The organism is Pseudomonas sp. MYb13, from assembly GCF_002980075.1.
Classification (GTDB): domain Bacteria; phylum Pseudomonadota; class Gammaproteobacteria; order Pseudomonadales; family Pseudomonadaceae; genus Aquipseudomonas; species Aquipseudomonas lurida.
This window is the reverse complement of sequence record NZ_PCQI01000015.1, coordinates 62,038-81,805: the sequence shown is the minus strand read 5'-3', so window position 1 is coordinate 81,805 and position 19,768 is coordinate 62,038. Positions and strand designations below refer to the sequence as shown.

Below are 19,768 nucleotides of genomic sequence, written 5' to 3'. Positions count from 1 at the left end.
CATTATGTGGAGACGTTCTCATCACGCCGCAACTGCCTGTTTTACGTGCGTTTTATTGTGTGAACAAAAAATGACCAACCTGGCTTTTGCCCTGAAGCGCAGATGGTGACAGGCTCTGTAAAGAATTCATCAACAGAGTTATCCACAGGCTGCACGGCGACAATGTTGCCCCTTAATCGCGCTCGGCGAGCACCATCAGGTTGCGCGGGGTCAATGCGGGTTCGCAGAAGCTGCCCACCTCGACCTTGTAGCCGTTTTCACCAAGAAACAATGCCCGATCCAGCACCAGCCACAACTCCAGCGGGCGCCGAAACAGACCACGCACCAATTCCAGGTTCCTGACCTGCGCCAAGCGGCGCCAGCCATGTGCTTCTAAGGCCGGCCAATCCTGTTCACCTGTGGATAACCCTTTGAGGGTGGCCAGGTCCCGGCAGTAGTCCGCGAAAGGTTTGTCCAGCCAATGGGCGGGCAGGGACGGTGTGGGCAAGTACTCGTCGCAGCCCCGCAGCTCGCGTTGCAACTGATCGAACGCCAGGCGCCGCGCCATGGACGTGTCCCGCTGCAAGCGCACGCGTCTGCCTGCTGTGACGGTTTCGCTCAGCGGCAAGCCAAGGTCATCGATCGACAGTTGCAGGCGTGAGGCGTGGCCTGCGCTGGACAGTGGCTGGTAGGTATCGGACTGGACGCGGTTGTAACAGCAGGGCGCGAACGCCAGTTGCTTGCAGCCGACGGCGCTGGCCAGTCGAAGCAGGCGTACATGCAGGTCGCCACAGGCGTGCAGGGCGACGGGCGTGTGTTCGGGACCGAGGGTGACGTCCGCCATGACGTCTTGCAGGCGATGGGTGACGGCCAAGCCGTGGTGATCGCTCAAGGCCTGGCCTGCAGCGATCAGCGCTGGATCGTATTCCAGGCAGGTCAGCGCTTGATCGTCTTGTAGCAGGCGACGACCCAGGTGGCCTTTGCCCGCGCACCAGTCCAGCCAGTGCGTGGGCGCCTGTGCAAACTGCAGCGCGGCGCCGAACGCTTCAATCTGTGCCCACTTGCGGCCCGGAACATCGACGTTCAGGCGAGGGCGTGCGGGAGCCAGGGGATGCGCCGGTAACTTATCCACAGCGCCGAGCTGCAGGGCCTGCGCAGCAAGCTGTGGAAAAGGTGCGGGGGCGGCCAAGTCATGGGGGCCGTTGTGACTGGCTTCGGCATCGGCCAACGAGCGTTGGCGCAGCCAATGGGCGAGGTCGGGATGCTCGGCTTCCCAAGGTAATTGGCGATGCGTAAAGGGCCGTGGTTTCCACAGCCCTTGGTGCTCGACCAGGAACGCGTCCAGCGCCTGGAAGCGTGCTTCAACGTCCTTGGCAGGCATCGACGCGTAGCCAGCGTTCCAGCAGTTTGAAGGCGCGTACCAGCACATACGCCATCAACAGGTAGAACAGGCCGGCGGCGAAGAAAATCTCTACCGGCAAATAGGTGCGGGCAATGATGGTCCGCGCCATGCCGGTCAATTCCAGCAGGGTGACGGTACTGGCCAGGGCACTGGCCTTGAGCATCAGGATGACTTCGTTGCTGTACGCCGGCAGGCCGATGCGCGAGGCGCGCGGCAGGATGATGTAGAACAGTGTCTTTGGCTTGGACATGCCCAGCGCGCGCGCCGCTTCGATCTCGCCCGGCGGGATGGCCTGGATCGCACCACGCAGGATCTCGGCAATGTAGGCGGCGGTGTGCAGGGTCATGGTCGCAGTGGCGCACCAGAACGGATCGCGCAGGTAGGGCCACATGAAGCTCTCGCGCACCGAGTCGAACTGCGCCAGGCCGTAGTAGACCAGGAACAATTGGACCAGCAGGGGTGTGCCACGGAAGAAGAAAATGTAGGCATAGGGCACGGCGCTGACGTACCAGCGCCGTGAGGAGCGCGCGATACCCAGGGGGATTGCCAGCAGCAGGCCGGCGATCACCGCAATGGCCACCAGCTCCAGGGTCAGGATGGCGCCCTGGGCCAACTTGGGCAGCCACTTGATGATCACGGCCCAGTTGAGGCCCAGGTCGAAATGCGCCAGCCAGCTGTAGTCGCCGCTCATTGGGTGCTCCTTGCAAAGCCGCGGGCGGCGCGTTTTTCCAGGAAGTGCATGCCGGTCATGGCCAGGACGGTCAGGCCCAGGTACATGAAGGCGGCGACCATGAAGAAGGTGAATGGCTGCTTGGTGACGGTCACGCCGATCTGCGCATGGCGCATGATTTCTTCTAGGCCGATCACCGATACCAGCGCGGTGTCCTTCATCAGGATCATGAACAGGTTGCCCAGGCCTGGCAGGGCGATGCGCCACATCTGCGGCATGATCAACCGGGTAAAGATCCGGAACTTCGACAGGCCCAGCGCTATACCGGCTTCACGGTGACCCTTGGGGATGGCGAGGATCGCGCCACGGAACACTTCCGTCGCGTAGGCGCCAAAGCACAAGCCCAGGGCGATTACCCCGGCGGCAAAGGCGCTGAGGGAAAGGTCGGGGTTTCCAAAGAACTCACCGAGGGCGCGCATCAGGTTGACCGTGCCGAAGTAAATCAGCAGCACCCACAGCAATTCGGGAATGCCGCGCACGATGGTGGAGTAAGCGCCGCCAAGCCATTGCAACGGCTTGTACGGCGACGTCTTGGCCAAGGCACCGGCCAGGCCAAGCACCAGCCCCAGGCACAGGGCCGTGAGCGCCAGTTTGACGGTCATCAGCGCGCCAGCCGCAAGGGCCGGGCCGAATCCGTAGAGATCGAAATTCATGGTGTTTTCATATCGCGGCAGGCATTGCTAAAAACCGACGCGCCCAAGTGGGCGCGCCGGTCAGGCCGTTCAGATCATTCGATGCTGAAAGGGAAGTACTTGTCGTTGATCTTCTTGTAGGTGCCGTCTGCCTTGATCTCTGCCAGGGCTTTGTTCAGGCGCTCGCGCAGTGGGTCGCCCTTGCGTACGGCGATACCGATCTTGTCGCTTTCTACAACCGGGTCGCCTTTGAACTCGTAGGCGGAACCGTCTTTGCTCTTGAGCCATTCGTACTGCACGTACTTGTCGGCGAGGATGCCGTCGAGGCGACCGGAGGTCAGGTCGAGATAGGCGTTTTCCTGGGTGTCGTACAGCTTGGCTTCGGTATCAGGCAGCTTGTCTTCCAGGTATGTACCGGCCAACGTGGCGCGTTGTGCACCGATGACCTTGCCTTTCAGGTAAGCGGCGTCGGTCTTGAAGTCCGCGGTGGCTTTAGGTGCGATGAACTGCAGCTTGTTGGAGTAGTACGGGTCTGTGAAGTCGACGGCCTCCTTGCGCTCGTCGGTGATCGAGAGCGAGGACACCAGGAAGTCGAACTTCTTGGCGTTGAGGGCCGGGATGATGCCGTCCCAGTCGGACACATACACTTCGCACGTCTCGACTTTCATCTTGGCGCACAGGGCGTCGCCGATGTCTTTGTCGAAGCCGACCACATTGCCGCTGGCGTCTTTATTGTTGAACGGCGGGTAGGCGGCTTCGATCCCCATTTTCAAGGTTTCTGCCATGGCCGTGGCGCTGAACGCCATCGAGACGGCCGCGGCCAGAAGGAATTTTTTGTAGTTCTGCATGCATGTTGCTCCGTTAGCGGTTGCTGGACATGAATTGTTTGCAGCGCGCCGAAAGCGGGTTTTCAAACACCTGCTGTGGCGATCCTTGCTCCTCGACCAGGCCCTGGTGCAGGAACACCACCTCACTGGACACTTGGCGGGCGAAGCCCATCTCATGGGTGACCAGCAGCATGGTGCGGCCTTCTTCGGCCAGTGCGCGGATCACATTAAGTACTTCCTGAACCATTTCCGGGTCAAGGGCCGAAGTGGGCTCGTCGAACAGGATGACCTTGGGCTGCATCGCCAGGGTGCGGGCGATAGCCGCCCGTTGTTGCTGGCCGCCGGACAATTGCGCGGGATAGGCGTGGCGCTTATCGCCGATACCAACCTTGGCCAGCAGGGCTTCGGCGACTTCGATGGCTTCGGCCTTGCTCTGGCCAAGCACACGGCGGGGGGCCTCGATGATGTTGTCGAGGATGCTCATGTGCGGCCACAGGTTAAAGTTTTGAAACACAAAACCGATTTCGCTGCGCAGGCGGTTGATCTGCTTGCCGTCCGCGGCCATCAACTCGCCGTTTTTCGCGGCCTTGAGCTTGAGCTCTTCACCGGCCACCAGGATCTGGCCCTGATGCGGGTTCTCCAGCAGATTGATGCAGCGCAGGAAGGTTGACTTGCCGGAACCTGACGAACCCAGGATCGAGATCACATCGCCGTCGCGAGCGGTCAGCGAGATACCCTTGAGTACCTCCAGCTCACCATAGCGTTTATGCAAGTTGCGGATTTCAAGCGCGGGCGTGGCCTCGGCCATGTGGGGTCCTCATTGTGTTCGTTGCGATCCTGCTGTTGGGCCGCCTTCCTGGCGAGGCGCCAAGCTAGCATAGCGTCTTGATGGCAGCCAACAGCGCGGCCGAGGGTAAACAGGTGGTGTGCGGCAGGGTGTCGCATCGGCACAGCAGCGTGTCGCGCCATCAACAACCGAACAACCGTTTGAACCCGAAAAACCACCGGTTTCGCGTAAAAAAGGGCGCGATGGTGCCAGCTTTGGCCGGGTGTTGGAAGGGTTAACCGGGCAAACGGTGCCTATCAGCCCCTTTATAGGGCGTCACGTACTTTTTGTGTGTGTTTATGGTGCGTTTATTCGTCTTCAATATGGGTCGCACGGTAACGCTATAGCGGAATGCCATTGTTCTCAATGACTTGCGATGGTTGTTGATCGCTCCTGCAGGCCGCGTCAATCAAGGCTCTGTAACATTTTGGCGCAAATCTTGCGTAAAAAATAAAGAACGCCCTGTTGGTTTCTTTTCACGAGAGAGATCCCGGGCCGGGCGGACCGTTTTCGCAATTCCTCGTATAGGTGTGTCAATGAGTAGTACGCAAAGCTCCAATGACCTCGAACAGGGGCTCAAACCGCGTCACGTCACCATGCTGTCGATTGCCGGTGTAATCGGCGCAGGTTTGTTTGTCGGCTCCGGCCACGCGATTGCTGCCGCCGGCCCGGCCGTACTGCTGGCCTATGCCGCGGCGGGTACGCTGGTGGTATTGGTGATGCGCATGCTGGCCGAAATGGCCGTGGCGTCACCGGACACCGGTTCGTTCTCCACGTATGCCGACCGCGCAATCGGTCACTGGGCCGGGTTTACCATTGGCTGGTTGTACTGGTGGTTCTGGGTGCTGGTGATTCCGCTGGAGGCCAACGCCGCCGCAACCATCCTGCACGCCTGGTTCCCGGATATCGCCATCTGGGCCTTTACCCTGATCATCACCTTGCTGTTGACGGCGACCAACCTGTTCAGCGTGAAGAACTACGGCGAGTTCGAGTTCTGGTTTGCGTTGATCAAGGTCGTGGCGATCGTGGGCTTTGTGATCCTTGGCCTGGCCGCGATATTCGGCTTCCTGCCGACCAGCCAGGTCAGCGGTGTTTCGCATCTGTTCGACACCCAGGGCTTTATGCCAAATGGCATGGGCGCAGTACTGGCCGCGATCCTGACCACCATGTTCTCGTTCATGGGCACCGAGATCGTCACCATCGCCGCCGCTGAATCCAAGAACCCAGGCCAGCAGATCACCAAGGCCACCAACTCGGTGATCTGGCGGATTGGTCTGTTCTACCTGCTGTCGATCTTCATCGTGGTGTCCCTGGTGCCTTGGAACGATCCGACCCTGGCGGCGGTAGGTTCCTACCAGACCGTGCTGGAGCGCATGGGCATCCCGAATGCCAAGCTGATCGTTGACCTGGTGGTACTGGTGGCCGTGACCAGTTGCTTGAACTCGGCGCTGTACACCGCTTCGCGCATGCTGTTCTCCCTGGGCCGTCGCGGTGATGCGCCGGCCGTGGCCAAGCGCACCAACAAGAGCGGCACGCCTTACTGGGCGGTGTTGTTGTCCACCGGTGCTGCGTTCCTGGCGGTGTTCGCCAACTACGTGGCCCCTGCGGCGGTGTTCGAGTTCCTGCTGGCCAGTTCCGGCGCCATTGCGTTGCTGGTGTACCTGGTGATCGCGGTGTCGCAACTGCGCATGCGCCAGAAACGCACGGCGGCGGGCGAGAAGATTGTCTTCAAGATGTGGCTGTTCCCAGGCCTGACCTACGCGGTGATGGTGTTCATCGTGGGTACGCTGACCATCATGCTGTTCCAGGAAGCGCATCGGGTCGAGATCATCGCGACTGGCGTGCTGAGCGTGCTGGTGGTGGCGGCGGGGCTGATCGTGGCGAGCCGTCGCAAGGCGCAGAGGGTCGGTGCTGCGGCACTTAACTGATGTGATGTAAGCCGGTGCCTGAGGGCGCCGCAATTGGAATGTGGGGGCGGGCTTGCTCGCGAAAGTGGTCGATCAGTCACTATTGCGGGCGACTGACACACCGAATTCGCGAGCAAGCCCGCTTCCATATCTGGTTCTTTATCAGGCCTGGGTGTTGGCCAGCGCCTGGGACGCCGCAACGTAATCTGCCTGGAACTGCGGCGACTCGATCCACGCCAGTGCGGTGGCTTCGTCGTCGGTGTCCGTGGCCCACTGCCGATACTCGATCAATGCCGCGAGAATGAAGTCGGTGGCTTCCTCTTCACCTTCCTGCTCCAGCACCAGTGCCAGCAATGGATGGGCCAGGAAGGCTGTGCACAGTGCCTGCTGGCTGGTCTCGCCCGCAGTGCGCATCTCTACGAACAGCTCGGTCAAATCCACTGACTCAAGGTCAATGCGACTGTCGTCGCCGGCGAACGCGTCCGGCTTGGTCGCAACGGCGCGCTGGGTGCGGTTTTGCTTGGCCTTGGCCTTTGCCCGGTGGGCGCGTTTTTGCTGCTTGTTCGGCGAGGCCATGGGCTCAACGTCCTGGGGGTCTGGATCTGGGTAGGGTATTGAAGCGCAGGTTGGGGGAAATCCCAAGGGTATCCGCAGTTAATTGGCCATTTTGAAGCCATGCCAATGCAATAGGCCACAGCCGGTCCTGATACTCGCTGCGAAAAAATGCGAAATGTCCGACTTCTTTTTCGCCTATGTCTTCAGGCGCGATGCGCAGATGAGTGCGCTCGCTGCGGTCGAAGTAACCCAGTAGCCGCTCGATGGCAGCGACCGTCCCGAACGGATCGTCAGTGATGCTGATGGCCAGTATCTGCGCCTTCACGCGACTGAATGGCAGCTTGCCCAACCCTCGCCCGCTGGGGCGCGTTTCATAGGTGGGCGTCGGCGTGCTCCAGTCCCGTACCACGCCCGCGGGCGTGTCTTCCAGCCAGCCCAGGCGTTTGCCGGGAAAGTGCCCGCACAGCGCGGTCACCAGCGGCATCGCGACGTGCCACTTGGCGAACATGCGCCAGCGCACGCTCGCTGCGTAATCGCGCCAGTAAGCAAACTGTGCGCCCACTGTCACCATCCGCCGGATGACTGCACCGGAAGCCCCGAGTCCTGCGGCGCAACCACCGAAACTATGGCCGACGACATCAATTGGCTGTCCTGGAAACTCCCGCTGCGCGCGCTGCAGCATCGCCTCGAAATCCAATGCACCCCAATCCGACCATGAGGCTTTAAAACCGCGCAACGAGCCACTGCGAGATTCGCCGATGCCACGGTAGTCGTAGGCGATGACATCGAAGCCGTTGGCGAACAGGTAGTCGGCAAAACGCGAGTAGTGACGGCAGCGCACGGAGGTGGCGGCGTTGATGATGACGACCGGGCGTTCCAGGTCGGTGCGCGGGTGGCGCCAGGTGAAGCCGCCCAGGGTGTAGCCGTCGGCGGCAGGCTCGTGGAAAGCTTCCAGGTTGGGGCGGGTTGGAAGGTTCATAGGGCTACTCGGTCCTTGCGCCTTGGGTGAGGGCATGCAGGCTCACGCGCTTTTTTTATAAGGGGTCGAACTTAACAAATTTCGCGCATCGTGATCGCGGAGATTGTCAGGGTGCTCGACCTTGCCGCCCTGGATGCTTAGGCTGTCGACCTGTTGATCCCTCTGAGCCAGCCTTATGACTCGCGACGCCCTCGAACACAACCAGATCCCGGTCTACTTCGCCGCCGTGGCGCTGGCCGCTGTCTTTGGCCTGCTCGCGCCCTCATTCGCCCACGGCCTCAGCCAAATGGTCACGCCCGCTATCGCGGTGTTGATGTACGCGATGTTCCTGCAAATCCCCTTCCTGGATCTGCGCCAGAGCGTGGGCAACAAGCGCTTCCTGTCGGCATTGCTGCTGGCCAACTTCATCTTCGTTCCCCTGCTGGTGTGGGCATTGACCCAAAGCCTGGTGGGGCGCCCTGCGTTGTTGGTGGGGGCGTTGCTGGTGTTGCTGACGCCGTGCATCGACTACGTGGTGGTGTTCACCCACATCGGCAAGGGCGATTCGCGATTGATGCTCGCGGCCACGCCAGTGCTGTTGTTGCTTCAGTTGGCGCTGTTGCCGATCTATCTGAGCCTGATGCTCGGCGCGCAATCCGACGGGGTGGTTGAGGCTCGGCCGTTTATCGAGGCGTTCCTCCTGTTGATCGTGGTGCCGATGATTCTGGCGGTGGTCACGACATCGCTGGCGCGGCGTTCATCGATTGCCAGCGTTTGGAATCGCGCCTGGGCGTGGTTGCCGGTGCCGGCGATGGCGTGGGTGCTGTTTGTGGTGATCGGCTCGCAAATCACGTCAGTGGTCCGGGACATCAGCCTAATGCTGCCGGTGGTCCCGGTGTACATCGGTTTCCTCTTGCTGGCGCCGTTGATGGGGGTGCTGGCGTCGCGGCTGCTTGCGTTGCCTGCGGTAACGGCGCGAGCGGTGACGTTCAGCGCGTCGACGCGCAACTCGCTGGTGGTGCTGCCCTTGGCGCTGGCATTGCCCGAGGATGTGCGCAGCCTGGCGGCGACGGCGGTTATCCTGCAAACCCTGGTCGAGCTCGTTGGCGAGTTGGTTTACGTTCGCCTGATCCCGAAGTGGGTTTGGCCCGCAGGTCGGTAAGCGCGGGAATATTCAGGTCTGTTCAGGCGCTATTCAGCAGGGCAGCCGGCACCATAAGTCGGCGCCCCTTACCTGACAGGTCAACCGATGGATCACCGCAGCCGTTTCCGCCTGGAATCACTGGGCATTTTCCTGTTCGCTCTTTTGCTGTTCACCCTGGGTATCTGGGATCAGCAGCCCCAAGGTTTTGACGGGCGCTGGGCGCTGTTCCTGCAAGAAATGTATCGCCATGGCGCGAGTCTTTTCCCGACCACCTATGGCCAGCCCTATGCAGATTACCCAGGCACTGCGACCTTCTTCAGCGTTGTGTTCGCCCGACTGTTTGGTGCGCCTAATCACTTGGCGAATGTGCTGCCCACCGCCCTGGCGTCCGCTGGGGTCGTGGCCGTGATCTATCGCTTGCTGGTCCCGATGAATCGCCAGTGGGCACTGCTCACGGTGTTGCTGACTTTGCTTACCACTCAACTGCTCGAAAAATCCCGCTCGGTGTGCCTGGATCAGATGGTGGCGTTGCTCTGTGTCGGCAGTTTCTACCTGCTGCACAGCGGTGGTCGCTGGAGGCAGCTTGCGGTGTTCCCGTTGTTCATCCTGGGCTTTGCGATACGTGGGCCATTGGGGTTGATCGAGGTCTGCGGCGTGGTGTGCGTCTACTGGGCGCTGGGCAAGCCTGGGGAGCGCGTGAAGCAGGTGCTGATTCACGGCGTAGTCGGACTGATGCTGCTGGCACTCTGTTGGTGGGGGTTGATGCAGTTGGCGCGTATCAGCGGAGGGGACGCGTTTGCCGATGAGGTGTTCAAGATGCAGGTGGGTGGGCGACTCGATGAAATCGGCGAGCCGTTCTATTTCTACTTCCAGCTCAGCATGTACCGCTACTTTCCGGTGGTACCGATGGCGCTGGCGACAATGATCGCGCTGCGTCACCGCTGGCCCGAGCGGTTCGCGGGCGACACGCAGTTAGTGGCGCGGCTCGGTGCCTGTGGCTTGATGATCCTCCTCGGGTTGTCGGTGCCGCATTTCAAGCGGGCTTACTACATTCTGCCAATGGTGCCGATGTTCGCCGCTGTCGCCGCCTATGGGCTGCTCCAGGCACACAGTTGGCTCGCTGGCGTGCGCCGGTGCTACGAATGGCTTGTCGCAGCACTACCGGCTTTGTGCGTGGTTGTAGTGTTTGTCTGCCGGCAGGCGTGGCAGAAGCATGGTTACTGGCCGAACGTTTCGTTGCCGCTGCTGCTTGGGGTCTTGGTGATTCTGCAGGTAGCGGCATGGGTTGCATGGCGTCGGGTTGGCCGATTGGTGTGGCTCAGCCTGATCGCCTTGGCGGCGCAATGGTTGTTGTTGGTGACCGTGGTGGAGCCCGCCAAAGACTTGCAATTCGATACCCGGCAGTTTGTCAGCCGGGTAGAAACCCTCCGCGCGGCAGCACCCGGCCCCTTGGTGTTTGTCGACCTTGGGCGTGACACCTGGGCGGTGCGTTACATGATGAACCTGGATCACGACGAGCAGCCGGTGTTTATCGGCCGTCATGAGCTTGAGCGCTTGGAGAGCGTGCCTCGGCCGGCCTGGGTGATTGTGGCGCGCAAGCAGGCCGCGCTGCTGCACGGAACGGTGCTTGAGCACCTGGCTCCAGCTTATGAAGGGCGCTTGAATGACAACCCGCTGATGGTGTTTTTGCTCAACTGAGCCAGCGTGCGTTCTGAAGCGATCCCGAATCGCTTCAGGTCGGGCCTATAAATTTCAGGCAACAAAAAACCCGCACTAGGCGGGTTTCTTGATTGCTTTCACGTGATGTTTACACCACCTGAAAGCTGAAGGTGGTGCCCAGAGACGGAATCGAACCGCCGACACGGGGATTTTCAATCCCCTGCTCTACCGACTGAGCTATCTGGGCAACGGGGCGCATTAAACGGGTTTTTCAGGGGGTCGTCAAGCAAGTTTTCAAAAAATATTTAATTATTACCGTCGCTTACGTGCCGACCCCGGTTTTTGATCAATTATTGAGCAGGCGGCACGTAGCCGTCGGCCTTGGCGTATTCCTCGCCGGAAAAGAACTTGTCCATCTCGCCCGCCAGGTATTTACGATCTTCGGCGTTCATCATGTTCAAGCGTTTTTCGTTGATCAGCAGCGTCTGGTGTTTCAGCCAGTCGCCCCAGGCCTGGGCAGAAATATGTTCGAAAATGTCCTGGCCCTTGGCGCCCGGGTACGGAGGGCGTTCCAGGCCTGGCAATTCTTCTTTGTACTTGCGGCATATTACGGTGCGGGTCATGACGACACTCCTGCATTCAATACGTCGGCCGCGCGCTTCAGCAGTTTTTTTACCGGGGCGGCAAGGCCCAGGCGCGGCGGGGTGGCGAGGTTATACCAGAGCCAGTCGGCCTCGGCCACGTGATGGGCGGATTCCTCGACCTGGACCAGCCAGGGTTCGATGGCGAGCTGGAAGTGGCTGAAGGTGTGGATCAATCCCGGTAGTTCCTGTTGCTTGCCCAGTTCCAGTGCGTGCTGGTTGGCCAGGTGCTCGAGGTCCTGCAGGTCATCCAGCTCCGGCAAGCTCCACAGGCCGCCCCACAGGCCCGTGGAAGGACGGCGGTAAAGCAGGATCGCGCCCTCGGCATTGGCCAGCAGCGGCATCAGCGTGCGCTTTTGCGGAATGGTCTTGCGCGGCTTGGGGATCGGGTAGCGCGTCTCCAGGCCGAGCATGTGCGCTTCGCAGCCTTTTTCCAGCGGGCACAGCAGGCAGCTGGGTTTGCTGCGGGTGCAGAGGGTGGCGCCCATGTCCATCATCGCCTGGGTGTAGGCGTTGACGCGGTCATGGGGGGTGAAGCGTTCTGCGGTCGCCCACAGCTGCTTGGCGACCTTGGGCTCGCCGGGGTAGCCCTCCTGCGCGGTAAAGCGCGCGAGTACGCGCTTGACGTTGCCGTCGAGGATCGGTGCACGCAAGCCCATGCTCAGGCTGGCAATCGCACCGGCGGTGGACAGGCCGATGCCAGGCAGCTCGGTGAGCTTCTCGACATCCTTGGGAAACTCGCCGCCGTACTCGGCCACGATAATCTTCGCGGTCTTTTGCAGGTTGCGCGCCCGAGTGTAGTAACCCAGGCCGGTCCACAAGTGCAGCACTTCGTCTTCCGGCGCGGCGGCCAAGGCCTCGACCGTTGGCAGCGACGCCATGAAACGGTCGAAGTAATTGAGCACGGTGCTCACCTGGGTCTGTTGCAGCATGATCTCCGAGACCCACACCCGATACGGCGTGATGCCCTGTTGCCAGGGCAAGTCATGGCGACCGTGGCGGTCGTACCAGTCCAGCACCGCCGTTGAAAACTGCTCGCTTCTCATCGCTTGAACAAGCCCTTCAATGCGTCTTTCAGTTGCGGATTAACCTTGTCGAGTTTCTCTTCCAGCTTCTCATTGAGGCGGTTGCCAGCCGCTTTGATCGCGACCTGGCCGAGCCCATCCTTGTCGAGGCGGCACGCCTTGGCGCCCAGTTCCAATGGGCCACGGCAGCGCAGCGGCACTTCGATGCCCTGGAAGTTGGAGCCCACCTGGCAGGCCGGGTCTGGCGTTGCGCGCTGGTCGCCTTCGACGATGATGCCCACGCGGTAGTCCATGCCCAGTACGCGCAGGTCGACGTCGCCGTTGCCATTGACCGTCAGGCCCGGGATGCGCACTTTCAGGTCAGGGTTGGTGGCGACACCGTTACGGAAGGTCAGGTTACCCTTCAGTTCCTGGAACGGCGTGTCCTTGCCTTGCGGCGTACTGCTCAGTGTTTTGCGGTTGAGCAGGGCAATGCCGGTGCACAGTTGCTGCTCAAGGTTTGCATTGAGCAGCACGCCGTTGTTGATCACAAAGCTGGCGGTACCGTTGAGGCTGTCGATGAGGGCCTTCTGGCTATTGCCGCGCCCCGTGAGGTTGCTGTCGAGGGTGATCTGGCCCTTCACCGGTGGGTTTTGCCCCTGGGCTTGCAGGATGCGCTCGACCGGCACCTGCTTGATCCGGCTCTGCAGTGCCAGCACGGGAATGTCCTGGCGCACATCAAGGGTGCCGTTGGCTTGGAAGGTGCCGTTGTAGAGACCGCCGCTCAGGGTGTCGAGCTTGAGCTGGCCGTCGAGGCCGGACGCCTTGAGTGCGGCATTCTGGATCGGCAGCTTGTTCAAGGTCAGTTGGCCAAACGCAAGGTCGGCGTCCACATCCAGCTTGCGCAGGCGGGTCAATGGCAGCAGTTTGTCAGTGCTCCAGGCACCCTTGGTCGGGGCGTCGGGCAACGGCGTGGTGCCGCCGGCGGCCATCGCGCCGGCTTCGCTGTTCTGCACTTCGGCCTGGCGTGCGGCGGCTGCACCCTTGGCGGATTCGGACTTGGCCGGCAGGTAGTTATCGGCGTTGAAGGTGTCGCCCTTGAGCTGGACGCGCAGGGATTGCTTGGCGAAATCCTCCACGGCGACGCGACCGGTGAAGGTGCTGCCGTCGAGTTTCAGGTTCAGGTCTTCCAGCGCCATGCTGCTCGGCGTGCCCTTGAGGCGGCTGACCAGCTCGACCTTGCTCAGGCTGCCGTCGGCCATCGGCGGCAACGGGTGGCCGACGCTGTCGAGGAACTTGGCCAGGTCAAACTGGGCAATGGAGAGGGCGCCGCTGAGCTGCGGGGTCTTGTCCAGGTCGTTGACCTTCAGTTCGCCCAGGGCGCGCAACTGGTTGGCCGAGAGCTTCATGTTGGTCCATTCGGCGATATTGGCCGCCTGGTCCACCAGCAGTTGGCCCTGGGTGGAGAATGTCACGGTCTTGCCCTGCAGCGGCTCGCCCGTGGCTTCGCCAGTGATCTTCATGTCTTCAAGCTGATAACGCTTGAGCGCACGCTGGATGCGCAGGTTGCCGTTGAGCTCGGTCTTGACGCGCATCACCGGCTGGTTGCTGCCGAAAAAGGCGGTGAGTTTCACCGGGATGCTGGCGCCTTCGTGCACGGCACCTGCACTCAGTTGAATGCTTTCGGCGCTGAACTGTTTGCCGGTCTGCTCATCGTTGTATTCAACGCGGGCGTTGTTGATGGTCAGGCTGTCGATGTCCAGGCGGATGGGTTTTGCCGGCTTTTCCGGTTCGGATTCGGCAGGTTGCTCGACCGAAGCAGGGCTGGTGGCGCTCGCTTCGGTCACGTTCTTGCCAATGTCTTCCCAGTTGCCATGGCCTTGCTTGTCACGGTTGAGACGCAGGTTCAAGCCTTCGACACGCACGTCGCTCATCTGCACTTCACGGCGCAGCAGCGGCAGCACACGTACAGACAGGCCGAGCATCTGCAGGTCGGCGAAAGGCTGGGTCGGGGCGGTCAGGGTCGCCACGCTGGCTTCGTGCAGTTCAAGGCCGAGCCAGGGGAACAGGCTCCAGCCGATATCGCCGTTGAGCGTCAGCTCGATGTGGGCCTTGTCGCGGGCAATCTGGCGAATCTCATCTTTATAGTCGTTGGGATCGAAGAGGTGGGTCAGGGCAAAGCCCAGAGCCACAATGATCAGCAACAGCCCGAGAAGTACCAGACCCAGGATTTTGCCGAACGCTTTCATGGGCGAGTCCTTGTATGTCGATTTCAAAATTTAGCCGCAGAGTATAACGCCCGATGGCCTGCGTCAGTGCTCCGATCGTTACATTGTATCCAGAGGCGGAAAACGGGTTTTTGACGTCAAACAAAACAGATTTCCTGAAAAAGGTGATATCAGTTTGGTTTTTCTGTCATCCACAGGTGCTAATCTGCGCAGGTTCGTCTGCCTTCTGCGACACAACGTCGCGCTTAAATGGAGCTTTACTCAACAACAACGGCCAACGCTTTGCGTGCAAGGCTGAGGGAGAGAGCGCCTGACGGACACATACTAACAACTGGGGGAAACACCAATGAGCACTAGCACTGCGGCGGGTTCAACTGCCGCACAGCCTTCGTTCCTGTCCAAGGAGCGCATTATCGCCAAGCCCGGCTTCAACCGCTGGCTCGTTCCGCCGGCCGCCCTGGCCATCCACCTGTGCATCGGCATGGCTTATGGCTTCTCGGTGTTCTGGCTGCCATTGTCCAAGGCGCTGGGTATCACCAAACCGCTCGCCTGCGCGCCGGACATGGGCTTCATCGCCCAAATTTTCTCGTCCCAATGCGATTGGCCCATCTCCATGCTGGGCTGGATCTACACGCTGTTCTTCATCTTCCTGGGCTGCTCGGCAGCGATCTGGGGTGGCTGGCTGGAGCATGCGGGCCCGCGCAAGGCTGGCGTTGTTTCGGCGCTGTGCTGGTGCGGCGGCCTGCTGATCTCGGCGTTGGGTATCTATACCCACCAGATCTGGCTGATGTGGATCGGTTCCGGGGTCATCGGCGGTATCGGCCTTGGCCTGGGCTATATCTCGCCTGTGTCGACCCTGATCAAGTGGTTCCCGGACAAACGCGGCATGGCCACCGGTATGGCGATCATGGGCTTTGGCGGCGGCGCGATGGTGGGTGCACCCCTGGCCGCAGCGCTGATGGGCCACTTCGCCACGCCAACCAGCGTGGGTGTATGGCAGAGCTTCGTGGTGATGGCGGCGATCTACTTTGTGTTCATGATCGGCGGCGCTTTGCTGTACCGCGTTCCGCCGACCGGCTGGAAGCCTGAGGGCTGGACTGCCCCGGCGAAAAAAGCCAGTAACGCGATGATCACCCACCGTCACGTCCATGTGAATGTGGCATGGAAAACCCCGCAATTCCGCCTGGTATGGCTGGTGCTGTGCCTGAACGTGTCTGCCGGTATCGGCATCCTGGGGATGGCTTCGCCACTGTTGCAGGAAGTCTTCGGCGGCAAATTGCTGGGTGTTGACGTGCCGTTCGGTCAACTGGACGCCGGCCAACTGGCTTCTATCGCAGCCATTGCTGCAGGTTTTACCGGCTTGTTGAGCCTGTTCAACATCGGTGGTCGCTTCTTCTGGGCATCGTTCTCCGACTACCTGGGTCGTAAAAACACCTACTTCGTGTTCTTCGCCCTGGGCTTTGCCCTGTACGCGCTGATCCCGAACCTGGGGCACCTGGGCAACGTGGCGCTGTTTGTAGCGGCGTTCTGCGTCATCCTGTCGATGTACGGCGGTGGTTTTGCGACCGTCCCGGCCTACCTGGCCGACCTGTTCGGCACCCAGATGGTCGGCGCGATCCACGGTCGCCTGCTGACCGCCTGGGCCGCCGCGGGCGTGCTGGGCCCGGTACTGGTGAACTACCTGCGTGAATATCAACTGAGCATCGGCGTTGAACGTGCTGCCGCCTACGACATCACGTTGTACATCCTCGCTGGCCTGCTGGTATTGGGTTTCGTTTGCAACCTGCTGGTTCGCCCGGTGGCTGACAAGTACTTCATGACCGACGCCGAACTGGCCGCCGAGCAGGCGCTGGGCCATGACAAAGGGGCTGATGCCACCACTTCCCTGGAGTGGAAAGCAGCCTCCGGCACCGTACCACTGGCCATCGCTGCGTGGCTGGTAGTGGGTATTCCGTTGGCGTGGGGTGTGTGGGTGACCCTGCAGAAAACCGCGGTACTGTTCCACTGATGCAATGCTTGCAGGGGCTGGCTTGCCGGCTCCTGCATGGCCATGTTGTGCCGGTCGGGGGTTGTACACACATGTCTATCCCCGACATTCCTCGCTTCAACTCGTCAGTCTTATCCCCTCCGATGTTTCTGTTTAGCGCCCGCGCCCCTATAATGGCTGCCTTTTTCGCCCAATGATTTTGCGGAGCTGGTGATGGCCGAACGTAAGGCGTCCGTCGAGCGCGACACTCTGGAAACCCAGATCAAAGCCTCGATCAACCTGGATGGCACCGGAAAGGCCCGATTTGATATCGGTGTACCTTTTCTTGAGCACATGCTGGACCAGATCGCCCGTCACGGGCTGATCGACCTGGATATCGTCAGCAAGGGCGACCTGCATATCGACGACCACCACACGGTGGAAGACGTCGGTATCACGTTGGGCCAGGCATTCGCCAAGGCCATCGGCGACAAAAAAGGCATCCGTCGCTATGGCCACGCCTATGTGCCGCTGGACGAAGCGCTGTCGCGCGTGGTCATCGACTTCTCCGGCCGACCAGGCCTGCAGATGCACGTGCCTTACACCCGCGCCACCGTCGGTGGCTTCGATGTCGACCTGTTCCAGGAATTCTTCCAGGGTTTCGTCAACCACGCACTTGTCAGCCTGCACATCGACAACCTGCGCGGCACCAACACCCACCACCAGATCGAAACCGTGTTCAAGGCATTCGGCCGCGCCCTGCGCATGGCTGTAGAGCTTGATGAGCGCATGGCCGGGCAAATGCCGTCGACCAAGGGCGTCCTGTAATGCAGACGGTCGCGGTTATCGATTACGGCATGGGTAACCTGCACTCGGTGGCCAAGGCCCTCGAACACGTAGGTGCCGGCAAGGTGCTGATCACCAGCGATGCCAACGTGATTCGCGAAGCCGACCGGGTGGTGTTTCCGGGCGTTGGCGCGATTCGCGACTGCATGGCCGAGATCCGCCGACTGGGCTTCGACAGCCTGGTACGCGAAGTCAGCCAGGACCGCCCGTTCCTCGGCATCTGCGTGGGCATGCAAGCCTTGCTCGACAGCAGTGAAGAAAACGACGGCGTCGACTGCATCGGCCTGTTCCCTGGCAGGGTGAAGTTCTTCGGCAAGGACCTGCACGAAGACGGCGATCACCTGAAAGTCCCGCACATGGGCTGGAACGAAGTCCGCCAGACCGTGGATCACCCGCTGTGGCACGAAGTGCCGGACATGGCGCGTTTCTACTTCGTGCACAGCTACTACATTGCCGCCGGTAAACCGGGCCAGGTGGTAGGTGGCGGGCACTACGGCGTTGATTTTGCCGCCGCGCTGGCCGAAGGTTCGCGGTTTGCCGTGCAGTTCCACCCGGAGAAGAGCCATACCCACGGCCTGCAATTGCTGCAGAACTTCGCCGCATGGGACGGGCGCTGGTAAATGGCCAGGAAGCCGAAGCCGCCGATCTTGAACCTCACGCCCGAGCAGGAGAGTGAGGCTACCCTCAAGATCAAGCGCTTCATGGAAGACCGCTTCGAGCTCAAGCTGGGGTCGTTTGAGGTCGCCGAGATTCTCGAACTGTTCACCACCGAAGTTGCTCCGCACTATTACAACAGGGCGATTTTCGACACGCAGACGCTCCTTAAAGAAAGGTTCGAAAGCATCGAAAGCGACCTGTGGTCGCTTGAGAAACCCTGATTTCCCAAGCATTGCTGAATATCGAATAAGGTTTGCCAGATGCTGATTATCCCCGCTATCGATCTCAAGGACGGCGCTTGTGTACGCCTGCGCCAAGGCCGCATGGAAGACTCCACTGTGTTCTCCGATGACCCGGTGAGCATGGCTGCCAAATGGGTGGAAGGGGGCTGCCGTCGTCTGCATCTGGTGGACTTGAACGGCGCCTTCGAAGGCCAGCCGGTCAACGGTGAGGTGGTCACCGCGATCGCCAAGCGCTACCCGAACCTGCCGATCCAGATCGGCGGCGGTATCCGCTCACTGGAAACCATCGAGCACTACGTCAAGGCCGGCGTAAGCTATGTGATCATCGGCACCAAGGCCGTGAAAGACCCGGCCTTCGTCGCCGAAGCCTGCCGCGCGTTCCCTGGCAAAGTGATCGTGGGCCTGGATGCCAAGGACGGTTTCGTCGCCACTGACGGTTGGGCCGAGATCAGCACCGTGCAAGTGATCGACCTGGCCAAGCAGTTCGAAGCCGACGGCGTCAGCGCCATTGTTTATACCGACATCGCCAAAGACGGCATGATGCAAGGCTGCAACGTGCCATTCACCGCTGCGCTGGCTGCGGCCACGAAGATTCCGGTGATCGCCTCCGGTGGTATCCACAACCTGGGCGACATCAAGTCGCTGCTGGACGCCAAGGCCCCTGGCATCATCGGCGCCATCACCGGTCGTGCGATCTACGAAGGTACCCTGGACGTTGCCGAAGCCCAGGCTTACTGCGATGCCTACAACGGCTGAGGACTGACCATGGCGCTGGCCAAACGCATCATCCCTTGCCTGGACGTCGACAACGGTCGTGTGGTCAAGGGCGTCAAGTTCGAGAACATCCGTGATGCCGGTGACCCGGTGGAAATCGCCCGTCGCTACGATGAGCAAGGTGCCGACGAGATTACCTTCCTCGACATCACCGCCAGCGTCGACGGCCGTGACACCACGCTGCATACCGTCGAGCGCATGGCCAGCCAGGTCTTCATCCCGTTGACCGTGGGTGGGGGGGTACGCACCGTGCAAGACATCCGCAACCTGCTCAATGCCGGCGCGGACAAGGTCTCGATCAACACAGCGGCGGTGTTCAACCCGGAGTTTGTCGGCGAAGCCGCGCAGCATTTCGGCTCGCAATGCATCGTGGTCGCCATCGACGCCAAGAAAGTCTCCGGCCCGGGCGAAACCCCGCGCTGGGAAATCTTCACCCACGGCGGTCGCAAGCCGACCGGCCTGGACGCGGTGGAGTGGGCGATGAAGATGGAAGGCCTGGGCGCCGGTGAGATCCTGCTGACCAGCATGGATCAGGACGGCATGAAAAACGGCTTCGACCTCGGTGTAACCCGCGCCATCAGCGACGCGCTGGGCATTCCGGTGATCGCCTCCGGCGGCGTCGGCAACCTGCAGCACTTGGCCGACGGCGTGATCGAAGGCCACGCCAGTGCGGTACTGGCGGCGAGTATTTTCCACTTTGGCGAATACACCGTTCCCGAGGCCAAGGCCTACATGGCAGCGCGCGGTATCGTCGTTCGCTAAACGCTGCTGGACACCATGGCAGGCCAGAG

At 61.0% G+C, this 19,768-nt stretch carries 19 protein-coding genes and 1 tRNA gene; 9 read left to right on the top strand and 11 right to left on the bottom strand.

What is annotated here, in order from left to right:
* Positions 1-172: 172 nt before the first annotated feature.
* The 5 genes from CQ002_RS22660 to CQ002_RS22640 form a co-directional block, all read right to left on the bottom strand.
* Positions 173-1,360: a methyltransferase gene (locus CQ002_RS22660; protein ID WP_105161498.1), complete on the bottom strand. Its 1,188-nt coding sequence runs from the start codon at positions 1,358-1,360 to the stop codon at positions 173-175.
* Entirely contained in the window at positions 1,341-2,072 is a 732-nt protein-coding gene (locus tag CQ002_RS22655) for an ABC transporter permease (protein WP_105161499.1), read from the bottom strand. Before CQ002_RS22655 ends, CQ002_RS22660 begins: the two co-directional genes overlap by 20 nt.
* The gene (locus tag CQ002_RS22650) at positions 2,069-2,764 is read right to left on the bottom strand and encodes an ABC transporter permease (RefSeq protein WP_010213911.1); all 696 of its coding nucleotides are present in this window, start codon (positions 2,762-2,764) and stop codon (positions 2,069-2,071) included. Before CQ002_RS22650 ends, CQ002_RS22655 begins: the two co-directional genes overlap by 4 nt.
* Positions 2,765-2,838: 74 nt before the next feature.
* Entirely contained in the window at positions 2,839-3,591 is a 753-nt protein-coding gene (locus tag CQ002_RS22645; RefSeq protein ID WP_034108728.1) for an ABC transporter substrate-binding protein, read from the bottom strand.
* 13 nt (positions 3,592-3,604) lie between these two features.
* A complete protein-coding gene (locus CQ002_RS22640) occupies positions 3,605-4,378 on the bottom strand; it encodes an ABC transporter ATP-binding protein (RefSeq protein ID WP_025859203.1) in 774 nt (257 codons plus the stop codon).
* A 554-nt stretch (positions 4,379-4,932) separates the two neighbouring features.
* Here CQ002_RS22640 and gabP point away from each other — a divergent pair.
* Complete coding sequence (gene gabP, locus CQ002_RS22635; protein ID WP_034108730.1) at positions 4,933-6,324, top strand: GABA permease; 1,392 nt, start codon at positions 4,933-4,935, stop codon at positions 6,322-6,324.
* Positions 6,325-6,465: 141 nt separating this feature from the next.
* Here gabP and CQ002_RS22630 read toward each other — a convergent pair whose 3' ends face one another.
* A complete protein-coding gene (locus tag CQ002_RS22630) occupies positions 6,466-6,879 on the bottom strand; it encodes a hypothetical protein (RefSeq protein ID WP_105161500.1) in 414 nt (137 codons plus the stop codon).
* Between the two features lie 4 nt (positions 6,880-6,883).
* Positions 6,884-7,837: an alpha/beta fold hydrolase gene (locus CQ002_RS22625; RefSeq protein ID WP_105161501.1), complete on the bottom strand. Its 954-nt coding sequence runs from the start codon at positions 7,835-7,837 to the stop codon at positions 6,884-6,886.
* Positions 7,838-8,012: 175 nt separating this feature from the next.
* Between CQ002_RS22625 and CQ002_RS22620 the strand changes: the two genes are divergently transcribed.
* Together CQ002_RS22620 and CQ002_RS22615 are read left to right on the top strand one after the other, a co-directional pair.
* Positions 8,013-8,978 (top strand): arsenic resistance protein, encoded by a 966-nt coding sequence (locus tag CQ002_RS22620; protein WP_105161502.1) that lies wholly within the window; start codon positions 8,013-8,015, stop codon positions 8,976-8,978.
* A gap of 87 nt (positions 8,979-9,065) precedes the next feature.
* On the top strand, positions 9,066-10,658 hold the full coding sequence (locus tag CQ002_RS22615) for a hypothetical protein (protein ID WP_105161503.1): 1,593 nt from the start codon (positions 9,066-9,068) through the stop codon (positions 10,656-10,658).
* A 132-nt stretch (positions 10,659-10,790) separates the two neighbouring features.
* Here the strand turns inward: CQ002_RS22615 and CQ002_RS22610 are convergent.
* From CQ002_RS22610 to CQ002_RS22595, 4 genes are all read right to left on the bottom strand, one after another.
* Positions 10,791-10,866 (bottom strand) — tRNA-Phe (locus CQ002_RS22610).
* A gap of 103 nt (positions 10,867-10,969) precedes the next feature.
* On the bottom strand, positions 10,970-11,242 hold the full coding sequence (locus CQ002_RS22605) for an oxidative damage protection protein (protein WP_105161504.1): 273 nt from the start codon (positions 11,240-11,242) through the stop codon (positions 10,970-10,972).
* Positions 11,239-12,306, bottom strand: a complete 1,068-nt coding sequence (gene mutY, locus CQ002_RS22600) for an A/G-specific adenine glycosylase (RefSeq protein ID WP_034108741.1) — start codon at positions 12,304-12,306, stop codon at positions 11,239-11,241. Before mutY ends, CQ002_RS22605 begins: the two co-directional genes overlap by 4 nt.
* Entirely contained in the window at positions 12,303-14,513 is a 2,211-nt protein-coding gene (locus tag CQ002_RS22595; protein ID WP_105161505.1) for an AsmA family protein, read from the bottom strand. The genes mutY and CQ002_RS22595 overlap by 4 nt, the downstream gene beginning before the upstream one ends.
* Before the next feature lie 325 nt (positions 14,514-14,838).
* Here CQ002_RS22595 and CQ002_RS22590 point away from each other — a divergent pair, with 325 nt between their 5' ends.
* From CQ002_RS22590 to hisF, 6 genes are all read left to right on the top strand, one after another.
* A complete protein-coding gene (locus CQ002_RS22590; RefSeq protein WP_105161506.1) occupies positions 14,839-16,500 on the top strand; it encodes an OFA family MFS transporter in 1,662 nt (553 codons plus the stop codon).
* Positions 16,501-16,692: 192 nt separating this feature from the next.
* Positions 16,693-17,286, top strand: coding sequence for an imidazoleglycerol-phosphate dehydratase HisB (hisB, locus tag CQ002_RS22585; protein ID WP_017849940.1), 594 nt, complete (start codon positions 16,693-16,695; stop codon positions 17,284-17,286).
* Complete coding sequence (hisH, locus tag CQ002_RS22580) at positions 17,286-17,924, top strand: imidazole glycerol phosphate synthase subunit HisH (RefSeq protein WP_105161507.1); 639 nt, start codon at positions 17,286-17,288, stop codon at positions 17,922-17,924. Before hisB ends, hisH begins: the two co-directional genes overlap by 1 nt.
* Entirely contained in the window at positions 17,925-18,182 is a 258-nt protein-coding gene (locus CQ002_RS22575; protein ID WP_028615366.1) for a DUF2164 domain-containing protein, read from the top strand.
* Positions 18,183-18,221: 39 nt separating this feature from the next.
* Positions 18,222-18,959: a 1-(5-phosphoribosyl)-5-[(5-phosphoribosylamino)methylideneamino]imidazole-4-carboxamide isomerase gene (hisA, locus tag CQ002_RS22570; RefSeq protein ID WP_003187784.1), complete on the top strand. Its 738-nt coding sequence runs from the start codon at positions 18,222-18,224 to the stop codon at positions 18,957-18,959.
* Between the two features lie 9 nt (positions 18,960-18,968).
* On the top strand, positions 18,969-19,739 hold the full coding sequence (hisF, locus tag CQ002_RS22565; protein ID WP_003171107.1) for an imidazole glycerol phosphate synthase subunit HisF: 771 nt from the start codon (positions 18,969-18,971) through the stop codon (positions 19,737-19,739).
* Positions 19,740-19,768: the final 29 nt, after the last annotated feature.